The organism is Streptomyces zaehneri, assembly GCF_032248645.1.
GTDB lineage: Bacteria > Actinomycetota > Actinomycetes > Streptomycetales > Streptomycetaceae > Streptomyces > Streptomyces coriariae.
In genome coordinates this window covers 23,754-44,535 of sequence record NZ_JASTTJ010000022.1, presented here as the reverse complement: position 1 = coordinate 44,535, position 20,782 = coordinate 23,754, and the positions used below count along the sequence as shown (strand labels likewise).

14 protein-coding genes and 1 pseudogene are annotated in these 20,782 nt (G+C 72.0%); 4 read left to right on the top strand and 11 right to left on the bottom strand.

Going from position 1 to position 20,782, the window contains the following annotated elements:
* Window positions 1–186: 186 nt before the first annotated feature.
* The 3 genes from pulA to QQM72_RS30385 all read left to right on the top strand — a co-directional run bounded on the left by pulA (window position 187) and on the right by QQM72_RS30385 (window position 7,705).
* Window positions 187–5,604, top strand: a complete 5,418-nt coding sequence (pulA, locus tag QQM72_RS30395; RefSeq protein WP_314224039.1) for a pullulanase-type alpha-1,6-glucosidase — start codon at window positions 187–189, stop codon at window positions 5,602–5,604.
* Between the two features lie 74 nt (window positions 5,605–5,678).
* Entirely contained in the window at window positions 5,679–7,307 is a 1,629-nt protein-coding gene (locus QQM72_RS30390) for a fused response regulator/phosphatase (protein ID WP_314224147.1), read from the top strand.
* A 35-nt stretch (window positions 7,308–7,342) separates the two neighbouring features.
* Window positions 7,343–7,705 carry a 5-carboxymethyl-2-hydroxymuconate Delta-isomerase gene (locus QQM72_RS30385; protein WP_314224038.1) on the top strand — a complete coding sequence of 121 codons (363 nt, stop codon included), beginning with the start codon at window positions 7,343–7,345 and terminating at the stop codon, window positions 7,703–7,705.
* Between the two features lie 32 nt (window positions 7,706–7,737).
* Here the strand turns inward: QQM72_RS30385 and QQM72_RS30380 are convergent, their stop codons facing one another.
* The 4 genes and pseudogenes from QQM72_RS30380 to QQM72_RS30365 form a co-directional block, all read right to left on the bottom strand.
* Window positions 7,738–8,427, bottom strand: a complete 690-nt coding sequence (locus QQM72_RS30380) for a TetR/AcrR family transcriptional regulator (RefSeq protein ID WP_314224037.1) — start codon at window positions 8,425–8,427, stop codon at window positions 7,738–7,740.
* Between the two features lie 186 nt (window positions 8,428–8,613).
* Window positions 8,614–8,769 (bottom strand): annotated as a pseudogene (locus QQM72_RS41050) (PDR/VanB family oxidoreductase); the annotation flags it as partial.
* A gap of 20 nt (window positions 8,770–8,789) precedes the next feature.
* A complete protein-coding gene (locus QQM72_RS30370; RefSeq protein ID WP_314224036.1) occupies window positions 8,790–10,733 on the bottom strand; it encodes a hypothetical protein in 1,944 nt (647 codons plus the stop codon).
* A gap of 44 nt (window positions 10,734–10,777) precedes the next feature.
* A complete protein-coding gene (locus tag QQM72_RS30365) occupies window positions 10,778–11,257 on the bottom strand; it encodes a tetratricopeptide repeat protein (protein ID WP_314224035.1) in 480 nt (159 codons plus the stop codon).
* A 124-nt stretch (window positions 11,258–11,381) separates the two neighbouring features.
* On the opposite strand from QQM72_RS30365, the gene QQM72_RS30360 reads away from it, so the two are divergent.
* On the top strand, window positions 11,382–11,822 hold the full coding sequence (locus tag QQM72_RS30360; RefSeq protein WP_020126735.1) for a hypothetical protein: 441 nt from the start codon (window positions 11,382–11,384) through the stop codon (window positions 11,820–11,822).
* Window positions 11,823–11,970: 148 nt separating this feature from the next.
* Here QQM72_RS30360 and QQM72_RS30355 read toward each other — a convergent pair whose 3' ends face one another.
* The 7 genes from QQM72_RS30355 to glnII all read right to left on the bottom strand — a co-directional run bounded on the left by QQM72_RS30355 (window position 11,971) and on the right by glnII (window position 20,636).
* Window positions 11,971–13,530 (bottom strand): DUF1996 domain-containing protein, encoded by a 1,560-nt coding sequence (locus QQM72_RS30355; protein ID WP_314224034.1) that lies wholly within the window; start codon window positions 13,528–13,530, stop codon window positions 11,971–11,973.
* 177 nt (window positions 13,531–13,707) lie between these two features.
* Complete coding sequence (locus QQM72_RS30350) at window positions 13,708–14,364, bottom strand: LuxR C-terminal-related transcriptional regulator (protein ID WP_081553803.1); 657 nt, start codon at window positions 14,362–14,364, stop codon at window positions 13,708–13,710.
* Window positions 14,349–15,629 (bottom strand): sensor histidine kinase, encoded by a 1,281-nt coding sequence (locus tag QQM72_RS30345; protein WP_314224033.1) that lies wholly within the window; start codon window positions 15,627–15,629, stop codon window positions 14,349–14,351. The genes QQM72_RS30350 and QQM72_RS30345 overlap by 16 nt, the downstream gene beginning before the upstream one ends.
* Before the next feature lie 53 nt (window positions 15,630–15,682).
* The gene (locus QQM72_RS30340; protein WP_314224032.1) at window positions 15,683–16,720 is read right to left on the bottom strand and encodes an NAD-dependent epimerase/dehydratase family protein; all 1,038 of its coding nucleotides are present in this window, start codon (window positions 16,718–16,720) and stop codon (window positions 15,683–15,685) included.
* A 66-nt stretch (window positions 16,721–16,786) separates the two neighbouring features.
* Window positions 16,787–17,380: a winged helix-turn-helix domain-containing protein gene (locus QQM72_RS30335; protein ID WP_314224031.1), complete on the bottom strand. Its 594-nt coding sequence runs from the start codon at window positions 17,378–17,380 to the stop codon at window positions 16,787–16,789.
* A 319-nt stretch (window positions 17,381–17,699) separates the two neighbouring features.
* Window positions 17,700–19,532 carry a HEAT repeat domain-containing protein gene (locus QQM72_RS30330; RefSeq protein ID WP_314224030.1) on the bottom strand — a complete coding sequence of 611 codons (1,833 nt, stop codon included), beginning with the start codon at window positions 19,530–19,532 and terminating at the stop codon, window positions 17,700–17,702.
* Window positions 19,533–19,604: 72 nt separating this feature from the next.
* Complete coding sequence (gene glnII / locus QQM72_RS30325; RefSeq protein ID WP_314224029.1) at window positions 19,605–20,636, bottom strand: glutamine synthetase; 1,032 nt, start codon at window positions 20,634–20,636, stop codon at window positions 19,605–19,607.
* Between the last annotated feature and the right edge of the window lie 146 nt (window positions 20,637–20,782).

Genomic DNA, 20,782 nt, shown 5'->3' with positions numbered 1-20,782 from the left:
GGCAGTGCGCGGTGGCGCGAGAGGGGTGATGTCCTCCTGCCATGTGAAAGTTCTTGCCTTGAGTTGCAAGTCTCTTGCTGTAAACCTTTCGTGAGCGATACGGTCACGCGGGCGCCCGGCGACGAAGCCGTCCCGCGGCGTCGGGGTCGGACCCGAGAGAGCCGTAATCGCAAGGAGTTCCCGCCTGTGATACCGAGATGGCCGGCGCCCCCGACGCGCCGCACCGCGCCACCCGCCCGACGGATCGCGGCCGTCGCCGTGGCCGCGCTGGCCGCCGCCCTCGTGCAGCCCCTCGCGGCGCACGCGGACAGCCCGCCCCCACCGCCGTCCGACGCGAGGATGGCCGCCGCCCCGGCCCGCCACGACGACACCCGTGAGCAGTTCTACTTCGTGATGCCGGACCGCTTCGCCAACGGCAGCACCGCCAACGACAAGGGCGGACTGACCGGCTCACGCCTCACCACCGGTTACGACCCCACCGACAAGGGCTTCTACCAGGGCGGTGACCTCAAGGGCCTGACCCGGCGGCTCGACTACATCAAGGGCCTCGGCACCACCTCCATCTGGATGGCGCCGATCTTCAGGAACCGGCCCGTGCAAGGGACCGGCGACAACGCCTCGGCCGGCTACCACGGCTACTGGATCACCGACTTCACCCAGGTCGACCCGCACTTCGGCACCAACAAGGACCTTCAGACCCTCATCTCCAAGGCGCACGCCAAGGGCATGAAGGTCTTCTTCGACGTCATCACCAACCACACGGCCGACGTCGTCGACTACGAGGAGAAGTCCTACGACTACCTGTCCAAGGGCGCGTTCCCGTACCTGACGAAGGACGGCGAGCCCTTCGACGACGCCGCCTACGCCGACGGCGGCACGAAGTTCCCGGCCGTCGACGCCGGCTCCTTCCCGCGCACCCCGACGGTCACCGCCGCGCAGCGGAACGCGAAGGTCCCCTCCTGGCTCAACGACCCGACGATGTACCACAACCGCGGCGACTCGACCTATGCCGGTGAGTCGACCACGTACGGGGACTTCTCCGGGCTCGACGACCTGTGGACCGAGCGCCCCGAGGTCGTCCGCGGAATGGAGAAGATCTACCAGCGCTGGGTGCGGGACTTCCGGATCGACGGCTTCCGGATCGACACCGTGAAGCACGTGAACATGGAGTTCTGGACCCAGTGGGCCACGGCCCTCGACGCCTACGCGGCCAAGCAGGGCCGCGACGACTTCTTCATGTTCGGCGAGGTCTACTCCGCCGACACCTCGATCACGTCCCCGTACGTCACCCGGGGCCGCCTCGACGCCACGCTCGACTTCCCCTTCCAGGAGGCGGCCCGCCAGTACGCCTCCCAGGGCGGCAGCGCGCGCAAGCTCGCCTCGGTCTTCGCCGACGACTACAAGTACACGACGGACAAGGCCAACGCCTACGAGCAGGTCACCTTCCTCGGCAACCACGACATGGGCCGCGTCGGGTACTTCCTGAACCAGGACAACCCCAAGGCCACCGACGCCGAACTCCTCGCCAAGGACGAGCTCGCCAACGAGCTGATGTTCCTCAGCCGCGGCAACCCGGTCGTCTACTACGGCGACGAGCAGGGCTTCACCGGCGCCGGCGGCGACAAGGACGCCCGCCAGACCATGTTCGCCTCGCGCACCGCCGACTACCTCGACGACGACGAGATCGGCACCGACCGCACCCACGCGAGCGACGCCTACGACACCGGCGCCCCGCTGTACCGGCAGATCGCGGCGCTCGCGAAGCTCCGCAAGGCGAACCCCGCCCTCACCGACGGCGTCCAGACCGAGCGCTACGCGGCCGACGGCGCCGGCGTCTACGCCTTCTCCCGCAACGGCACCGGCAAGGACACGACCGAGTACGTCGTCGCCTTCAACAACGCCGGCACGGCGCAGGAAGCGACCTTCGCAACCGGTTCCGCGAACACCGCGTTCCGCGGGATCTACGGCACCGACAAGACGGTTGCCGCCGGCGCCGACAGGAAAATCACCGTAACCGTTCCCGCGGGCTCGGCCGTCGTCCTCAAGGCCGCTCGTCAGCTGCCCGCGCCCGCGGCCGAGCCGACCGTGGTCCTGCACGCCCCCGCGGCCGGGGCCACGGGCACCGTCGAGCTGAGCGCCGACGTGGACGGCGGTCAGCTCAACCGGGTCGTCTTCGCCGCCCAGACCGGCAACGGCACGTGGCGGACCCTCGGCTCCGCCGACCACGCCCCCTACCGGGTCACGCAGACCGTCGACGCGGACGTACCCGCCGCAACGGCCCTGCGCTACAAGGCGGTCGTCGTCGACTCGGCCGGGCGCACGGCGAGCGCCACCGCGGCCTCCGTCACCGGCGCCCCGCCCGCGGAGGAGACCCCCACCGCCTCCTCCCGGGACTACGCGATCGTCCACTACAAGCGCACCGGCGGCGACTACGCCGACTGGGGCCTGTACGCCTGGGGCGACCTCGCCGACGGCGAGTCGACCACCTGGCCGGACAGCCATCCCTTCGTCGGCCGGGACGCCTACGGGGCCTTCGCCTACGTCAAGCTGAAGCCGGGCGCCTCGTCCGTCGGGTTCCTGGTCATCGACAAGCAGGGCGACAAGGACGTCTCCGCCGACCGCACGATCGACGTCACGAAGACCGGCGAGGTCTGGATCGAGCAGGGCAAGGACGGCGTCCTCACGGAGAAGCCCGAGTATCCCGCGCAGGACACCGCCAAAGCCGTCCTGCACTACCACCGTGCCGACGGCGACTACACCGGCTGGGGTCTGCACACCTGGACCGGCGCCGCGAACCCCACCGAGTGGTCGAACCCGCTCAAGCCGACCACGACCGACGCGTACGGCGCGGTCTTCGAGGTGCCGCTCACCGCAGGCGCCACCAGCCTCGGCTACATCCTCCACAAGGGCGACGAGAAGGACCTCCCCTCCGACCAGTCGCTGGACCTCACGGCGAACGGCCACGAGGTGTGGCTGCTGAACGGCCAGGAGAAGTACCTCCTCCCGCAGCCGGCCGGCTCCGCGGCGGCCCTGGACCTGACCACGTCCAAGGCGGTCTGGATCGACCGGAACACCGTCGCCTGGAACGGCTCCGAGGCCGCCGCCTCGACCCAGCTGCTGTACAGCGCGAAGGGCTCGATCGCGGTCGCCGACGGCACGCTCACCGGGGCGGCCAAGTGGCTGCGACTGACGAAGACCACCCTCACCGACGCCCAGAAGGCCGCGTACCCGCACCTCAAGGCCTACACCGCATGGTCCGTCGACCCGCGCGACCGGGACCGGGTGCGTGAGGCGCTGAGCGGTCAGGTCGTCGCCTCCCAACGGGCCGTGAACGGGGCCGTGCTGGCGGCCACGGGCGTACAGATCGCGGGCGTGCTCGACGACCTGTACACCGGTGCGGCCAAGGCGCGGCTCGGTCCGACCTTCCGTGACGGCCGGCCCACCCTGGCCGTCTGGGCCCCGACGGCACAGCGGGTCTCCCTGGAACTCGACGGCTCCACCGTGAGGATGAGGCGCGACGACACCACCGGCGTCTGGTCCGTCACCGGCCCCAGGTCCTGGAAGAACAAGCCCTACCGGTACGTCGTGACGGTGTGGGCGCCCAGTGCCGGCAAGGTCGTCACCAACAAGGTCACCGACCCCTACTCGGTGGCCCTCACCACCGACTCGGGGCGCAGTCTCGTCGTCGACCTCGACGACAAGGCCCTCGCCCCCGGCGGCTGGTCCACGCTCACCAAGCCGAAGGCCGTCCCGCTGAAGGACGCCCGGATCCAGGAGCTGCACGTCCGGGACTTCTCCGTCGCGGACACCACCGTCCCCGCCCGGGACCGGGGCACCTACCTGGCCTTCACCGACGAAGGCAGCGACGGCTCGAAGCATCTGCGGGAACTGGCGGCGGCGGGCACGTCGTACGTCCATCTGCTGCCCGTCTTCGACATCGCGACCATCGCCGAGGACAAGGCCGCACAGTCGACCCCCGACTGCGACCTGGCCTCGTATCCGGCCGACTCCGACAAGCAGCAGGAGTGCGTGAGCGCGACCGCCGCGAAGGACGCCTACAACTGGGGGTACGACCCGTACCACTACACGGTCCCCGAGGGTTCCTACGCGGGCGATCCGGACGGGACCGCCCGTACCGTCGAGTTCCGCCGGATGGTGAAGTCGCTCAACCAGGAGGGCCTCAGGGTCGTCATGGACGTGGTCTACAACCACACGGCGGCGAGCGGCCAGGCGGCGACCAGCGTCCTCGACCGGATCGTCCCCGGCTACTACCAGCGGCTGCTCGCCGACGGCTCGGTGGCGAACAGCACCTGCTGCGCGAACACCGCGACCGAGAACGCGATGATGGGCAAGCTGGTCGTCGACTCGGTCGTCACCTGGGCCAAGGAGTACAAGGTCGACGGCTTCCGCTTCGACCTCATGGGACACCACCCCAAGGCCAACATCCTGGCGGTGCGCAAGGCGCTGGACGCGCTGACCCCCGCCAGGGACGGCGTCGACGGAAAGAAGATCATCCTCTACGGCGAGGGCTGGAACTTCGGCGAGGTCGCCGACGACGCCCGGTTCGTCCAGGCCACGCAGAAGAACATGGCGGGCACGGGCATCGCGACCTTCTCCGACCGGGCGCGTGACGCCGTGCGCGGCGGCGGGCCGTTCGACGAGGACCCGGGTGTCCAGGGCTTCGCGTCCGGGCTCTACACCGACCCCAACACATCGAAGAACAACGGCACTTCGGCCGAGCAGAAGGCCCGGCTGCTGCACTACCAGGACCTGATCAAGGTCGGGCTGAGCGGCAACCTCGCCTCGTACGGCTTCACGGACACCGACGGCAAGGAGGTCACCGGCGCCGAGGTCGACTACAACGGCGCCCCGGCCGGCTACGCGGACGCGCCCGGCGACGCCCTCGCCTATGTCGACGCGCACGACAACGAGTCGCTGTTCGACGCGCTGGCGTACAAGCTGCCGGGGGACACCTCGGCGGCCGACCGCTCCCGCATGCAGGTCCTCGCCATGGCCACCGCCGCGCTCTCCCAGGGCCCGGCCCTGTCCCAGGCCGGCACCGACCTGCTGCGCTCCAAGTCCCTGGACCGCAACTCCTACGACAGCGGTGACTGGTTCAACGCGATCCACTGGAACTGCGCCGCCGGCAACGGCTTCGGCCGGGGACTGCCGCCGGCCGTCGACAACGCCGCCAAGTGGCCTTACGCCAAGCCGCTGTTGACGACCGTCGGAGTCGGCTGCCCGCAGATCACCGCCGCCTCCGCCGCCTACCGGGATCTGCTGAGGGTCCGCACCACCGAGAAGGTCTTCTCCCTCGGGACGGCCGAGCAGGTGCGGTCCGCGCTCTCCTTCCCGCTGTCCGGGAAGGGCGAGACGCCCGGGGTGATCACCATGGAACTCGGTGACCTCGTGGTCGTGTTCAACGCGACGCCGACCGTGCGCAGTCAGACCGTCGACGCGCTCGCCGGGACCGGTTACCGGCTGCACCCGGTGCAGGCGGCGGGGTCGGACCCCACCGTCAAGGCCGCGTCGTACGTGACGCGGTCCGGCACGTTCACCGTGCCGGGCCGGACCGTCGCGGTGTTCACCCGGACGACCCCCTAGACAGGGGCATTACCTTGGTGGAGCAGGCCTTCCATCCGGCCTGCTCCACCGGTGAGTCCGAGGGCCGACACCAGATGAACGCCGACGTCAGCGACAGGCGGACCGACACGACCGTGCTGGTCGTGGACCGTACGGCGGCCGGCCGGTTCGCCCTCGGTGTGGTGCTGCGCCGCGCCGGTCACCAGGTCGTCGCGGTCGGCACCGGCCATGAGGCCCTCGTCGAACTGGACGTACGGCGGCGCAAGGGCGCCCTGCCGGACGTGGCCCTCGTCGACGTCGAGCTGCCGGACATGAGCGGCTTCGAGCTGTGCCGCCGGCTCAAGGCCCGGCCGCACATGGCCGGGCTGCCCGTCGTGCACTTCTCGGCCGGTGACGTGGCCCCGGGCGACCGCGGGCAGGGGCTGGACGCGGGCGGCGAGGCCCACCTCGCGATGCCCGCCGAGCCCGAGGAGATCGACGCGGTGGTCCGGGCGGCCGTGCGGGCCGCGCGGCTGCGGGCCGACGACCAGGCGGCGGCACGGCGGCTTTCCCTGCTGTCGGAGGCGATCGTCGGCATCCAGGCGGCGCGCTCCCCGCAGGAACTCGCCGAGGCCGCCGCCGAGGGCACCGCGCGGCTCACCGGCTCTCCCGCCGCCGTCTTCGTCCTCGGCCCGCACGACGTGCTGCACCGCGGCACCTCCAGGAACCGCACCTCGCTCGCGCTGCCGGACCAGGACGCCCACCAGGCCGTGGTCGCACTGCTGCGGCGGCTCACCCACGGCCAGGCGGGGGTGCGGATCACCACGGTGGCCGCGCCGCTGTGGCCCGCCGGGTTCTTCCGGCCCGGGGTGCCGCACGACGCCCGGCTGGTGCTGATCCCCACCCAGGACGGCAGGTCCTCGGTGTGTCTGGCCACCCCCACCCGAGGGGTCCGCCGGGTGGACCCCGAGACCGAGTCCCGGCTGGCCAGGCTCGCCCAGGCCACCGCGCTCGCCGCCGAGCCGCTGCTGATGTACCAGGCCGAGCGGCACGTCGCGCTCACCCTTCAGCACAGCTTCCTTCCCCGGCCGCGGCGGCTGCCCGAGCTGCCGGGCGTCGACGTCGCCGTCCGCTATGTGCCCGCGTCCCGGGAGGCGGAGATCGGCGGTGACTTCTACGCCGCCCTGCGCACCGGGGAAGGGGTGCTGGCCGCCGTCGGCGACGTGGTCGGGCACTCGCTCGAGGCAGCCACCGTCATGGTCGAGATCCGGCACGCGCTGCGCGCCTACTGCGTCGACGAGAGCGACCCGGCCGTGCTCGCCGAGCGCCTCGACCGGATGCTCCGGCTCTACCACCCCGGGGTCACGGCGACCGTCTGTCTGGTCCTGATCGACCCCGGAACCGGGCGTGTCCGGATCGCCAACGCGGGGCACATCCCGCCGCTGATCGTCCGGGACACCGGCGGCGCCGAATACGCCAAGGCGGCCGGCCCGCTGCTCGGTCCGGGCGTGCCCCACCCGCCGTCCACCGAACTGTTCCTCGAGCCCACCGACCGGCTCCTCATGGTCACCGACGGTCTGATCGAGACCCGGGGCACCGACCTCGCGGTCTCGATGGAGCAGTTGCGCGCGGCGGCCATCGGCGCCATGCCGGGCCTGGACGCGCTGTGCGACACCCTCCTCACCAGCTTCGGCCACGACCGGCAGGACGACATCGCGATGCTGGCCCTGCGGCTGACGACTTAGGCTGATCCTTGTTTCCCTGGAACAGGAGTGCGCCCATGCCGCAGATCACCGTCGACTACTCGACCACGATGGCGTCCGCCTTCGACCGGAACGGGTTCGCGCGGGCCCTGCACACCTCGGTCGTCGAGATCGCGGCCGCCAAGCCGGAAGCCTGCAAGACCCTGTTCCGTCCCGCCGAGTTCACCGCGTTCGGCTACGACGATCCCGAGAAGCGCGGGCACGCGGTCGTCCACGTCACGCTGGGGCTCCTGGCCGGGCGTACCGACGAGACGAAGACGAAGCTGACCGAGGCCGTACTGGAGCTGCTGCGCGAGCACGTGGCGCAGGACGGTTTCGTGCTGCACGCCTCCGCCGAGGTGCGCGACCTCGACCCGTCGTACCGCAAGTACGAGAGCTAGAGCCGGAGCCAGGGCCCGGGCGGCGGGCGGTCTCAGGAGGCCAGGGCGATGAGCCGGGTGACCAGGTCGCCGAACGGCCCGTCGGCCGGCTCGTCGCCCAGCACGGGGCGCAGCAGGGTACGCAGCTCGTCGTCGTGGGCCGCGCCGACGGCCGTCAGCGCGGCGAAGTCCTGCACGAGCTGGACCTCCAGCTCCTCGCGCGGGATGCGCCGCCCGTCCAGCCAGATCAGCGCGGTCGACTCGGCGAGCGAGACCCAGGAACGGACGATCAGTTCCAGGCGCGGGGGCGCGTCGGTGATCCCCAGGTGCGACAGGATCTGTTCGTAGGCGTTCTGGCGTACGGCGTCGATGAGGGCGTTCGTGGTCGAGGAGCCGACCGCCGGTCCGCCGCGCATGAGGGCGGAGAAACCCGGGCCGTGCGCGTCGACGAAGTCGAAGTAGCGGCGCATCACGCGGAGCAGCCGGGAGCCGAGCGGTCCCTCGTGCGGCTCGGCGAAGCGGCCCGCCAGATCTTCCGAGGCCCGCTTCAACGCGGCCTCGTACAGGCTGAGTTTGCCGGGGAAGTAGTGGTAGACGAGGGGACGCGAGATACCCGCGGCCGCGGCTATCTCGTCGATGGAGACCTCGTCCGGCGAGCGCTGGGCGAACAGTTCGAGGGCGACGCCGATCAACTGCTGCCGACGCTCCTCGACTCCCATTCTGCGACGAACCCCGGTAGTCATGCGAACACCTTACCGATCGGTTCCGGCCCAGAACGGACCGGACCGGTGCAGACGTTCACCCCATCCGTCACTTAACCGACCAGTTGTCCGGTCACATGTCAGTCATCTTTCGCTCCGTCCTTCGCTCCGTCCTTCGCGTCACCCGCCGCTCCGTGCGCCGGGTGGAGCGCGGGGCCGCGCGCCGGATCACACGTCCAGCACCAGGCGCCCGCCGCGCGCCCGCGAGACACAGATCAGCGGCGAGTCGTCGCGCTCCGCGTCGGTGAGCAGACCGTCCCGGTGTTCCACTCCGCCCGCCGGCACCCGCTGCCGGCAGGTCCCGCGGAAGCCCTGCTCGCGCGACCGATGTGCCCGCGGACGGCTCAGCGCAGTCCGCTGATCGACCGGCCGTCCTTCAGCCTGCCCTCCAGGCCGGCCTGCGCGCCCTGCTTCGTCGGGACCGCCAGCAGATTGCCCTGACCGGACCCGGTCACCCCGCCGGTCGCCCGCACGGAGGCCGTCGCCTTGTCGCCGGCGGCGAGGAGGTACCAGTCGCCGCCCTTCGACTTCCACAGCACCCCGGCCAGCACATGCGGATCGCGCGGCCCGCACGCCGGTACGTCCCCGGCCTTCGCCACGGCCGCCCCGAACAGCCCGCCCGGCGTGTGGAACTGGGCCAGCACCCTGCTTCCGTCGCCCCGCCAGGTCTCGGCCCGGGTGCACACCCAGGTCGCCGCTCCGTTCGCGTCGGGCAGCCGTTGCCGGGTGTAGCCCCAGGCGTTGACCGTCCGTACGCCCTGTCCGCGGGCGTCGGCCAGCGAGCAGGCGAACGGCGCCCAGGTCCGCAGCGCCGCCGCGCCGCTCGCCTCCTTGGGCGCGGCCGGCCGTCCCGCGGTGAGACGGGCGGGGACGAGCTCGCCGAGGTCGCTGAGCAGATGGGTGCCGGAAGCGTCCGTCAGCTGGAGCACGTTCCAGGTCGTGCACGTGCCGGTGCGGGTGGCCGGGCTGGACAGCGGCGAGGTGATCCCGTCGGTCAGCGTCAGGTCCATCACCCCGGCGCCCGGCTTCGACAGGTCCCGCTCGCCGGCCTTCGTCACCCAGGGCGCCGTCAGATAACGCACGTTGCCGTCCGCCCGGCCCAGCACCAGCGCGCCCGCCTCGGGGCCGGTCGCGCCGTCGACCCGCGCGAAGTCGAGGGCCGCCCCGGCGGTGCCGTCCTTCGGCTCGGCGTAGCGGGCGATGCGCAGACCGTCGTACAGGATCACCACGCGCGCGTTGTCGACCTCGCCCGCGTAGAGGAGCCGGGGCGGCCCGGCGGGGCCGCCGAACGGCGTCTCCGGAGTGGCGGAGACGCGCACGGCCTTCCCGGGGCGGGCCCAGACGGCGAGGGCGCGGCGCAGGAGCGCGCTGTCGCGGGTGAGGGGCCCGCGCGCGGGCCAGACGGAGAAGTCCGTGCGCGCGGAGGTCTTCCAGGCGGCGGGGGACACCTTCACCAGCCGCCCGGGGTCGAGTGCGGCCTCGGCGGCCGGGTTCTGCGCGTACAGCGGCGCGGCCGCGCCGTCGGGTCCCCAGCCGCCGCCGGGCAGCGCGACCAGGGCGCCGCACACGGCGAGCGCCGCCGCGGCGGCCAGTGCCGCCCTGGTGTGCCGGCGGCGGCGCATCAGATCGGTGGGCCGGACCTGGAGCGAGCAGGCGTCGAACTCGGGGGAGTCGAGCAGGGCGTACCGGTCGGCGGGGACCTGGCCGGCCTCGCGCAGGGCCGCCGTCACCTCGGCGCCCGGGACACCGGACCCGGTCAGCACCTCGCGGACGTCGCCGTCGGACAGCCGCTCCAGACCGCGCAGCACGTAGGCCGCCCTGGCCGGGCCCGACAGGGTGGCCAGGCGCTGGTCCAGGGCGAGCTCGTCGGCGCCGCCGGAGCGGGGGAAGAGCCGCAGGCCCCACACCCGGGGGAGCAGCGGCGGGAGCTGAGCGCGCCCGCGCCGGGCCCGGCGCCGCAGCGGCAGCCCCGTCTCCAGCGCCGAACGCACCACCTGGAGGCGGATGTAGGCGTAGCCGGGGTCGCCGTCACGGTCGTCCCCCGCGCCCCCCTTCTGGGCCGGGATGACGGGGGTCGAGGCGCTGCCGCGGGGCAGGGCGCGCTGGGCGAGGGCGTGGGCGGTCAGGACGCGCCGACCGCGGCCGAGGCCGGGGGGCAGCACCAGATAGGCGAGCCGGACGAGCCGCGGGTAGTGCTCGACGAGCGCGGCCTCGGCCTGCTCGACGTCGACGGTCCGGTCGGCGGAGGATCCGGGTGCGGGGCGCGGGGCGACATCCTGTGACTGCACGTCCAGCAGAACGAGCGAGACGGAGGATGGTCACACCGGGCGGGTCAGTCCTCCCGCAGTGCCTTCGCGTAGTCGGCCATCGACCTTTGGTAGCGCGGCAGATGGGGGGCCAGGGCGCCGAGCACGAGGGACAGGCCTTCGCGGTCGCGGCCGAGGCTCGACAGGCACAGGGCCAGACAGGCGCGTACGGCGTCGTCCAACTCGTCGGACGGGGCGTCCAGTTCGGGGGTCAGCAGCTTGACGCCCTCGTCCGCCTGCCCGATGTTGCGCAGGGAGCTGGAGAGTTGGATCTTGGCTCGTCGGCCCTTGTAGCCGCTCACCTCGCTCAGCCCGCGCGCGAGCGCGTCCCGGTACAGCGGGGCGGCCCGGTCCGAGTGGCCGGTCGAGTCCCAGGCGCAGGCCTGCTCGAACGGGCCCAGTGGACTGCCTTCGGGGAGTTCGGCGACCAGTTTGTCGATCACGGCCCGGAACTCGGCCGCGCGCTCCTGCGGATACTCGTCGAAGCCGGCCCAGGCGGTGGTCACGCGATCTTCCCAGTCTTGGTTCACCGGCACACTCTCGCACGGGTGTCCCCACCGGGCAGGGGTATTTTGAGCGCACCGCGCGTGAGAGCCGTATCCAGTGCGAGGCTCTTGCAGGGAGGAACGGATGAAGATGACCCGACCGATGCTCGCGGTGGCCGCCGCCGCGGCGGCGCTGGTGCTGACGGGCTGCGGTTCCGACGGGGCCGAGGAGACCGTCCCGGTGACGGCGACCGGCAGCCTGGAGCACCTGGCCGCCGAGGTGAAGTGCACGCCCGACATGCAGACCGACGCCGACGAGCTCCGGCAGGCCCTCTGCAAGAACGGCGACGGCAAGTTCATCCTGCTGACCTTCGCCACCGACCGCGGTCAGCGCGAGTGGATCAACGGGGCCAAGGACTACGGCGGCCACTACCTGGTCGGCCGCAAGTGGATCGCCGTGGGTGAGGAGACCAGCACCGTGACGGCGCTGCGCAAGACCCTCGGCGGTGACATCGAGGAGGGCACGGACCACTCCGCGCACGTGTCGGGCGAGCCCTCCGAGGGCGCCTCGCACTCCGGTCACTGACCGGACCCCGCGCCCGCAGCGCGCCGCGCCCCGCGCACCCGGCGCACACCAGAAGGCCGGCGGTGAGGAATCCTCACCGCCGGCCTTCTCGGTCGGCTTCGCCGTTCGGTGCTACCGGCAGGTTCTACCGGGCGGCCCGCTCAGCGGGTCACTTGCACTTCTTGCCGGTGTTGATGCAGTTGACCATCTTGTTCATCAGGTTCGTCGAGAAGAAGTTGATGAAGTCGTTGTGGTCGGTGATCGGCTTGTGCAGGTTCTCCGGGAAGCTGTCCACCGCGTACGGCTGCACGACCGTCCCGTTCTGGAGCTTCGGGGCCGGAACGTTGTAGACGAGCCGGACCTGGAGCTGGGGGATCGCCTTGAAGCCGTTGGCGCAGGTGCCGTCGGCCTGGGCGAAGGCCACGTGCGTGCGGTGGTTGGCGCTGTCGATGTTCTTGCCGTCCCAGCAGCTCTGGAAGTTGGTCGTCCGCACCACCTGGCTGCCCTGCGGGCAGATCGGGTACTGGGTCTCCAGCTGCACCTTGTTCTCGAAGCCGGTGCAGCTCCAGTTCACGTTCGCGTTGGCGTTGCCGTTGACGAAGGCCTTCGCGTCACCGGTGATGATGCGCAGGGCCGTCGGCATCGCGACGACCTTGCCCTTCTTGCTGCCGACGAACTTGATCTGCGCCTGGGCGGGCTGCAGGATCTTGCCGACGTTGCCTTCCTTGCCACCGCCGTCGTTGTTCTGGTCGAAGTCCTGCGAGCCGTCCTGGACACGCAGCACCGGCCAGAAGTACGAGGACTTGTCGCCCTGGTTCTGGCAGCTGGTGCCGGCTCCCGCCAGTTCCTGGTCGCTCGCGAACGCGTCGTTGTTCTGGTTGCCGACGTAGTCGTGCAGGTGGTGCGCGCCGTTGGTGACACCGGGGGCGACGATCACGTTGTCCGTGTTGTGGTTGTCGTTCCCGTTGGTGCCGCAGCTCGAGGTGAAGGTGCCCCGGGAACCGCTGTTGCCGTTGGCCTTGGCACCGTTGCCGCCCACGCCGAGCTGCGCGTTGGCCTGGACCTTCGTGATGTCCACGAAGTCCGCGGCGACCGGGCCGTTGCCGCCCTGGCCGTTCTGCGCCTGGCCGGCGTTGCCGTTGTTGTTCTGGCCGCCGGTGTTCTGCTGGCCGCCGTTCTGCTGCTGGCCGCCGGTGTTCTGCTGGCCACCGTTCTGCTGCTGGCCGTTGCCGGCCTGGCCGGCGTTGGTGTTGTTCGCCGCCTGCGTGGTGCAGGCCGCCAACTGGCTCAGCGAGCTGTTGAACTGGCCACCGGACCGCTGGATGTTGATGCGGATCCGGTCGATCGTGGCGGCGCGCTTCTCCTTGAGGGGGCCGGTGATCGCGTTCTGCACGAAGCTGGCGTCGTTCGCCTGGGCCTGACGCGTGGAGGCGAGCCGGGTGTAGGCCTCGGTGATCTGCTTGTCGAGGTTGGCCAGCTCGGTCGCGACACCTTGTTTCGCACCCTGGGGTACGTTCGTCAGCTTCTGCCCCACATCCGGGCAGGAGATGGTGGCGACCTGGGCGGCCGCCGTGGCGGCCTTGGTCGAGTTCTGGCCCGAGTTCGACTCGTGCGCCGAAGCGTAGAAGTTCGCCCAGATCAGCCCGCCCCCGCCGAGCGCTAGGGCCGCCGATGCTGCCACGGCCTTCGTGGCCATCGACGAACGGCGTTTACGTATGTTGCGTCCCATGGAACTCCTCTGACTTCCTTGCGGGGCAGCATCGAGGCGCCCGACAGGAGTGAAGCTGAAGCTGCCCCCTCCTTTACGCATGTGGCCCCGGAGGTGTTCAGCCCGCTCAGAAATTGATGAGAGCTCCGTACGACAAAACAACCGCAACACCCTCACACGACACAGCAGTTGGTGAGGTCAGCGATCCCGGTCCAGATAGGCCAGCACCGCCAGCACCCTGCGGTTGTCGTCGTCCGAGACCTCCAAACCCAGCTTCACGAAGATGTTCGCGGTGTGCTTGGCGACCGCCCGCTCGGTGACGACCAGTTTGCCCGCGATCGCCGCGTTCGACCGGCCCTGCGCCATCAGCTCCATCACCTCCCGCTCGCGCGGAGTGAGCCGGTCCACCGGCCCCTGTCCGTCACCCGAGCGCCGGGCCAGCAGCTGCTGGATCACCTGTGGGTCCATCGCCGTACCACCGGCCGCGACCCGGCGTACGGCGTCCACGAACTGTTCCGCGTCGAACACCCGGTCCTTCAGCAGATAGCCGATCCCGCCGGTGCCGTCGGCGAGCAGCTCGCGCGCGTACAGCTGCTCGACGTGCTGGGAGAGGACGAGCACCGGCAGTCCGGGCCTCCTGCGGCGGGCCCGGAGCGCGCACTGGAGGCCCTCGTCCGTGTGCGTGGGCGGGAGCCGGACGTCGACCACGGCGACGTCCGGCTCCAGTTCGGCGAGCGCCCGCTCCAGTTCGGGCCCGGTCTCGACAGCGGCGGCGATCTCGAAGTCGTAGGCCTCCAGCAGCCGGACGAGACCGTCCCGCAGCAGGAAGAGGTCCTCGGCTAGGACAACACGCAAGGGATCTCCATGGTCACCATGGTGGGACCGCCGGCAGGAGAGCTGACGGCCAGGACGCCGTCGAATGTACCCAGTCGCCGCTCGACGCCGGCGAGACCCGAGCCGGCCCCGATCGCCGCGCCGCCCGCGCCGTCGTCGGTGACCGAGATCCGCAGCCGGCCCGCACCGTGGTGGAGGTCGACCCAGATCCGGCCGGCGCCGGAGTGCTTGACCGCGTTGGTGAGCAGCTCGCTCACCGCGAAGTAGGCCGCCGACTCCACGGGCGCGTCCACCCGGCCGCCCTCGAGCTCGACGCTCACCTCGGTGGCCACCGGCAGCCGCAGTGCCAACGCCCGCACGGCGTCGCCGAGTCCACGCTCGGCCAGTACCGGCGGGTGGATGCCGCGCACCAGGTCGCGCAGCTCGGCGAGCGCCTCGGCGGACGACCGACGGGCCTGAGCGAGCAGCGCCTTGGCCTTCTCCGGGTCCTTGTCGACGAGCATCTCGACGGTCCCGAGGTCCATGCCCATCGCCACCAGCCGGGCCTGGGCGCCGTCGTGCAGATCCCGTTCGATGCGGCGCAGTTCGGCGGCCGAGGTGTCCACGGCGTCCCGCCGGGTCTCCGTCAACACCCGCACCCGCTCGGCCAGTTCGGCCTGGCTCGGGGTGAGCATGGCCTTGGTGAGGAGGAAGTGGACCTGGAGGGCGCTCACGGCGTACCGGTGGGCGACGACGAGGAGCACCCCGCCCAGGGCCGCGGCGCCGAACGCGGACGCCTGGCCGGTGACCGGCACGAAGCCGTACCAGTACGCGACGCCGGGCGTCTCGACGTACACCCGCCACAGCCCGGCCGGCAGCGCCAGCCCCTCGAGGGGATAGAGGACCAGGACGGCCGGCAGCAGGGCGGTCAGGTACCCGGCCGGCATGTCCACCAGGAGCCACAGCAGGTCCCGCCAGGTCGCCGGGTCGCGCAGCAGCGCGTAGGTGCGCCGCAGCGGGTTGGCGGTGTCGGGGGCCGGCCGGTACGCCGACGGGATGCGCACCCCGCCCCACCGCTCGGCGAGCGCGCGCCGCCGATCGGCGTAGGCGCGCACCCCCTTCACCACGTAGGGCGTGGTGAGGGCCCCGACCCCGATCGGTATCAGCGCCATCGACACGAGGGAGAGGCAGAAGCCCAGGATGCTCAGCGGCAGCGACCCGACGGCCAGCGCGAGCCCCCGCCCGGCGGCGAGCAGCATCCCGCGCGCCCTCGAACCGCCGTCACCGCTCTTCGTGTTGGTGTCCATGACCTCAGTCTGGCCGAGCCGCGGACGGGCGGTCACTGGCCCGACGCCCCCGGTCAGGGGGTGGTGCCAGGTACACCTCCGGGGCCGGGTCCACCGGTGCCCGCCGCGAGCACCTTCGCCTCGACCTCCGGGTCGAGGCCCTTGCGGGGGCGGTCCGGACGCTGGGGCGCTTCACCGCCGATCGACCTCAGCCAGGCCCAGGTGTCGGCGACGGTCTCCTCCACCGGACGGCAGGCCAGCCCCGCCGCCACCGCCCGGGAGACGTCGGCCGCGTGCAGGGCGTCGTGCATGTCGGTGCCCGGCGGCACCCACACGGGCAGTTCGGTCCACGGCTCGATGCCCGCGCCGAGGATGGTCTCCGGTGCCGTCCACCGCAGTTCGGCGTCCGAGCCGGTGGCCCGCACGCACGCCTCCAGCAGCGCGCTCATCGTCGCGTGTCCCTGCGGGCTCATCAGGTTGTACGGCCCGCTCAGCTCCCGCCCGACCGCGCCGAGGATCCACTCGGCGAGATCGCGGGCGTCCACGTACTGCAGGGGCAGCTCGCGCGGGCCGGGCGCGAGGACCGGGCCGCCGCGGGCGATCCGGGTCAGCCACCAGGGCAGCCGTCCGACGTTCTCGTACGGGCCGAGGATCAGCCCGGCCCGTACGAGAACGGAGGACTCCGCGCCGAAGGCGTCGACGACGGCCAGCTCACCGCCGCGCTTGTCCCGTGCGTAGTCGCTCTGTTCGGCGTCGGGCTCGGCCCCCTCGACGACGGGCGCGTCCTCGGCGTACCCGGCGGGCGGGGCCCAGGTGTACACCGAGCAGCTCGACACGTACACATACCGGCGGGCCCGGCCCCGCAGCAGCCGCGCCGCCTCGTGCACCGCGCGGGGCGCCGCCGACCAGGTGTCGACGACGGCGTCCCAGTCGCCCTCGGCCAGCGCGTCGAGGCCGCCGGGCGCGGTGCGGTCACCGGTCAGGGACCGGGTACCGGGGGCGGATGCGAACCGCCCCCGGTTGAAGACCGTCACGTCCCAGCCGCGCCCGAGGGCCGCCTCGACGACGGCCCGTCCCACGAACTCCGTACCACCCAGCACCAGAAGTCTCATACCGGTGACTGTGCCCGGTCCGGACGCGGCGGGGAACCGCGCTCTGCCGTCGGCAGACCGCGTGGGTCAGTGGCCGGTCGGCGGGGTGTACTTGTAGCCGACCCGGCGCACCGTCTGGATCGACTGGCGGTGCTGTGCGCCCAGCTTGCGGCGCAGCCGGGCGATGTGGACGTCGACCGTGCGGCCGTCGCCCACGTGCCCGTAGCCCCACACCGTGGTGACGAGCTGGTCGCGGGTGTGCACCCGGTTCGGGTGCGCGACCAGGTGCGCGAGCAGCTCGAACTCCAGGTAGGTGAGGTCGAGTTCCTGACCGTCGACGGCGGCCGTGCGCTGCACGGGGTCGATCCGGACGAGCGGACGCCCGGCCCCCTCGGGCTCGGCGGCCTCCTCGGCCGCCGGCCGGTCCGGCACCGCCACCGGCAGGAACGGCGGCTGCTGGTCGGCCGGGACGAGCACCAGGTAGCCGACCATCGGCGGCTGGCCCGGCAGGGTGGGCAGGGTGTGGGCGGGAGCGGGCAGCCAGGTCGCGCCCGGCGGCAGGAAGTCGGTGACGTCGACCACCTCGTCCCGGTCGACGGCCCGCAGTCGATGGCGGGCGGTGCCGTTCGGGGTGGCGGTGGTGAGGCTGGGAGCGGAGGAGAGAGAACGAGTGTTCGCCATGAGAGGTCAGCTCTTTCGCGCGAGAAGTTCGTCGGGGAGGACGACGGCCGCGATTCGTGGTCGGGCTCGTCGAGGACGTACGTCGTGCGCGCTGGCCGAAGGCCGGGGGTGTACGGCTTTAGAGGGCCGGCGCGTTCATCGCGCGGCAACACACCCGGTCGAAGTCATGGTGCTGACGGGAAGGCCAGAAGGGCTCGAGGTCGTGACGACCCGTCGCGGTGCACTTCTGGAAGCTTGCCATGGGCCCATTGAAGCAGACACCCGCCCGTAACAGGAGCCTCCGCTCACAGCTTGGACGATTCCTGGCGCGAAGTCGGCGTCAGCCGACCACGCGCGCCGTCCCGAGGAGCGTGCGGACGGCGGCCCGCAGCACGTCGTCCGGATGCGCGGCGTCGCCGTACATGAGGTCCTTCACGGCCCGCCGCGGCGACTCGGCCCCGCGGCGCAGCGGTTCCACGGCGAAGCGGGGGAGGAGCCCCATCTCCGTGAGCGTCACCACCGGGTGGGGCGGGCCCGGGTGGCACCTACGCCACTCCAGCGCCTCCCGGGCCAGGGGCTCCACGGTGTCCTCGGTCCTGCCGGTGATGCGCCAGACGGCCAGTGCGGCCGCGGCCCGGGTGCCGGACGGGGTACGGGGCGCGAGCAGCGGCTCGATGAACGGCAGCAGCGGTGCGGCGGCGGCACCGAGCCGGCCCGCGAGGTTCGTCGCCCAGGAGGAGGCCGAGGCGGTCAGTTCCCGGCGCAGGAGGGACAGCGCCGGCCCGGGGTCCGCGGCGACCGGCCAGAGCGCCACCGCGGCCTCCGCCGAGACCGAGGAGTGGACGCCCTCCCGGGCGCAGATCCGCAGCGCCCGCTCGCCCACGTCGCCCGCGCCGCGTCCCAGCCCGCTCAGCACGGCGACCGCGACGGACGGGTAGCCGGTGCCGTGACGGGTCAGCAGTTCGGCGAGCTCCTCGACGGCGTCCGCCGCCACCTCGGGGTACCGCGTCAGCACCTTGACCAGCTCCGAGTGACCGTCCCCCGACTGCCGCGCCACGGCCCGCGCCACGGGCGCCGCCCCGGTCCCGAACTCCTCGGTCACCGCCTTGACGGCGCGGACGGTGTCGTACGCACCGGGCGCCTCCCCGAGCAGCCGCAGCGCCTCCTCGACCGCCACGGCCACCGGCACGCGCGCGCGGGCCAGCGCGGTGACCGCCCCGGCCCGCACCGCCGGGCTGCCGCCGGCGAGGTACGGCACCACCCGCTCCCGTACGCGCGCGTGCAGTTCCGGCGGCAGCGCGCAGGCCAGCTGCGCCAGCCGGTACAGCTGCCAGGCCTCGCCCTCCGTCTCGCGCAGCGCCCACGGGAGCACGTCGGCCTCGCGGTCCCGCCAGCGCTCGGTGATCCCGAAAGCGAGCGGCATCCCCTGGCCGAGGGCCCGCAGCGCGGCGTCGGGATCCTCCAGCAGCCGTTCGGTGAACGGCTGGTGGTGCGCCGGCCACAGCGAGGTCTCCGGTTCCTCGGGCTGCTCCGCGGCGGCGCTGTACGCCCGCGCGCAGGCGTCCACCAGCGGGTGCGGCAGGGGCGGTTCGGTGGTGCGCAGCAGGTCCTCGGCGGCGGCGAGCGCGACCCGGGGCTCGGGGTCGGCCAGCAGAGGGTGCCGCCAGGCGCCGTCGCCCGGATCCAGCAGTCCGAGCGCCGTCACGACCCGGGCGCGCACCCGCGGGTCGCTCTCCTCGGCGAGCCGGTCCCGCAGCAGCGGCGCGGTCGCCGGGCCGGACTCCCGGCCGCACGCGGCGATCAGCAGCACCATCGACTCGCGTACGGCCGGGTCGGCGTCGTGTGCGAAGGGGATCAGGGACGGCATCGCCTCCGCCACGGCCCGCCGGGCCCGTTGCCGTTCGTCCCGGTGCCCGGCCCAGTTCGCGAGGTTCGCCAGCAGGCCGAGCAGTTCGGCCCGGGGGCCGGCCCCGTGCAGGGCCAGCCGGATCAGATGCGGCACCGCGGGTGCCGTGGGGATCTCCTCCCGGAAGCACAGGGAGGAATGCAGCAGGTCCATCGCCCGCTCGCGCACGGCCTCGTCCGTGGACTCCAGCGCCCGCAGCAGTGCGGGTACGTCGCCCGTCGAGCCGTATGCGCGTTCGAGACCCGTCCGGTCTCTCTCCGTCCCCATGGGAGCGCAGGATATGCGGAAGGGGCGCCCGTCGAGTCGACGGGCGCCCCTTCGCGAGAGCGGCGGAGCGGATCAGACCTGGCCGGCCTTCTCCAGCGCCGAGCAGCAGGTGTCGACGATCAGACGCGTCACCAGGTACGGGTCGACGTTCGCGTTCGGACGGCGGTCCTCGATGTAGCCCTTGCCGTCCTGCTCGACCTGCCACGGGATGCGGACCGAGGCGCCACGGTTGGAGACACCGTAGGAGTACTCGTTCCACGGGGCGGTCTCGTGCAGACCCGTCAGACGGTCGTCGATGCCGGCGCCGTAGTGCTTGACGTGGTCGAGCGGCTTCGAGCCCTCACCGAGCGACTCGCACGCGGTGATGATCGCGTCGTAGCCCTCGCGCATCGCCTTCGTGGAGAAGTTGGTGTGCGCGCCGGCGCCGTTCCAGTCGCCCTTGACCGGCTTCGGGTCGAGGGTGGCGGAGATGCCGAAGTCCTCGGCGGTGCGGTAGAGCAGCCAGCGGGCCACCCACAGGTGGTCGGAGACCTCCAGCGGGGAGACCGGGCCGACCTGGAACTCCCACTGGCCGGGCATGACCTCGGCGTTGATGCCGGAGATCGCGAGACCGGCGGCGAGGCAGTTGTCCAGGTGCGCCTCGACGACCTCACGGCCGAAGATCTCGTCGGCGCCGACGCCGCAGTAGTAACCGCCCTGCGGGGCCGGGAAGCCGCCCTTGGGGAAGCCGAGCGGGTAGCCGTCCTGGAAGAACGTGTACTCCTGCTCGATGCCGAAGATCGGCTCCTGACCGGCGAACTTCTCGGCGACCTCGGTGAGCGCGGCACGGGTGTTGGACTCGTGCGGCGTCATGTCGATGTTGAGGACCTCGCACAGGACGAGGATGTCGTCGCCGCCCCGGATCGGGTCGGGGCAGGTGAAGACCGGCTTGAGGACACGGTCCGAGGAGTGGCCTTCGGCCTGGTTCGTGGAGGACCCGTCGAAGCCCCAGATTCCCAGCGCGTCGAGACCGGCGGGCTCACCCGCGATGATCTTCGTCTTGGAACGGAGCTTCGCCGTCGGCTGGGTGCCGTCGATCCAGATGTACTCAGCCTTGAAGGTCACGGGCCACTTCCTTCGGGGTGTGTCTGACGCACTTGCGGGTGCTGCGGCGCTGCGGCACTGGGGCGCCGCCTGTTTGCCCGGCAGCTTGTCAACAGGCGATTTCCCGATCATTGCTCGAATGTGAACCCCGTGTTACCTGGTGGTTC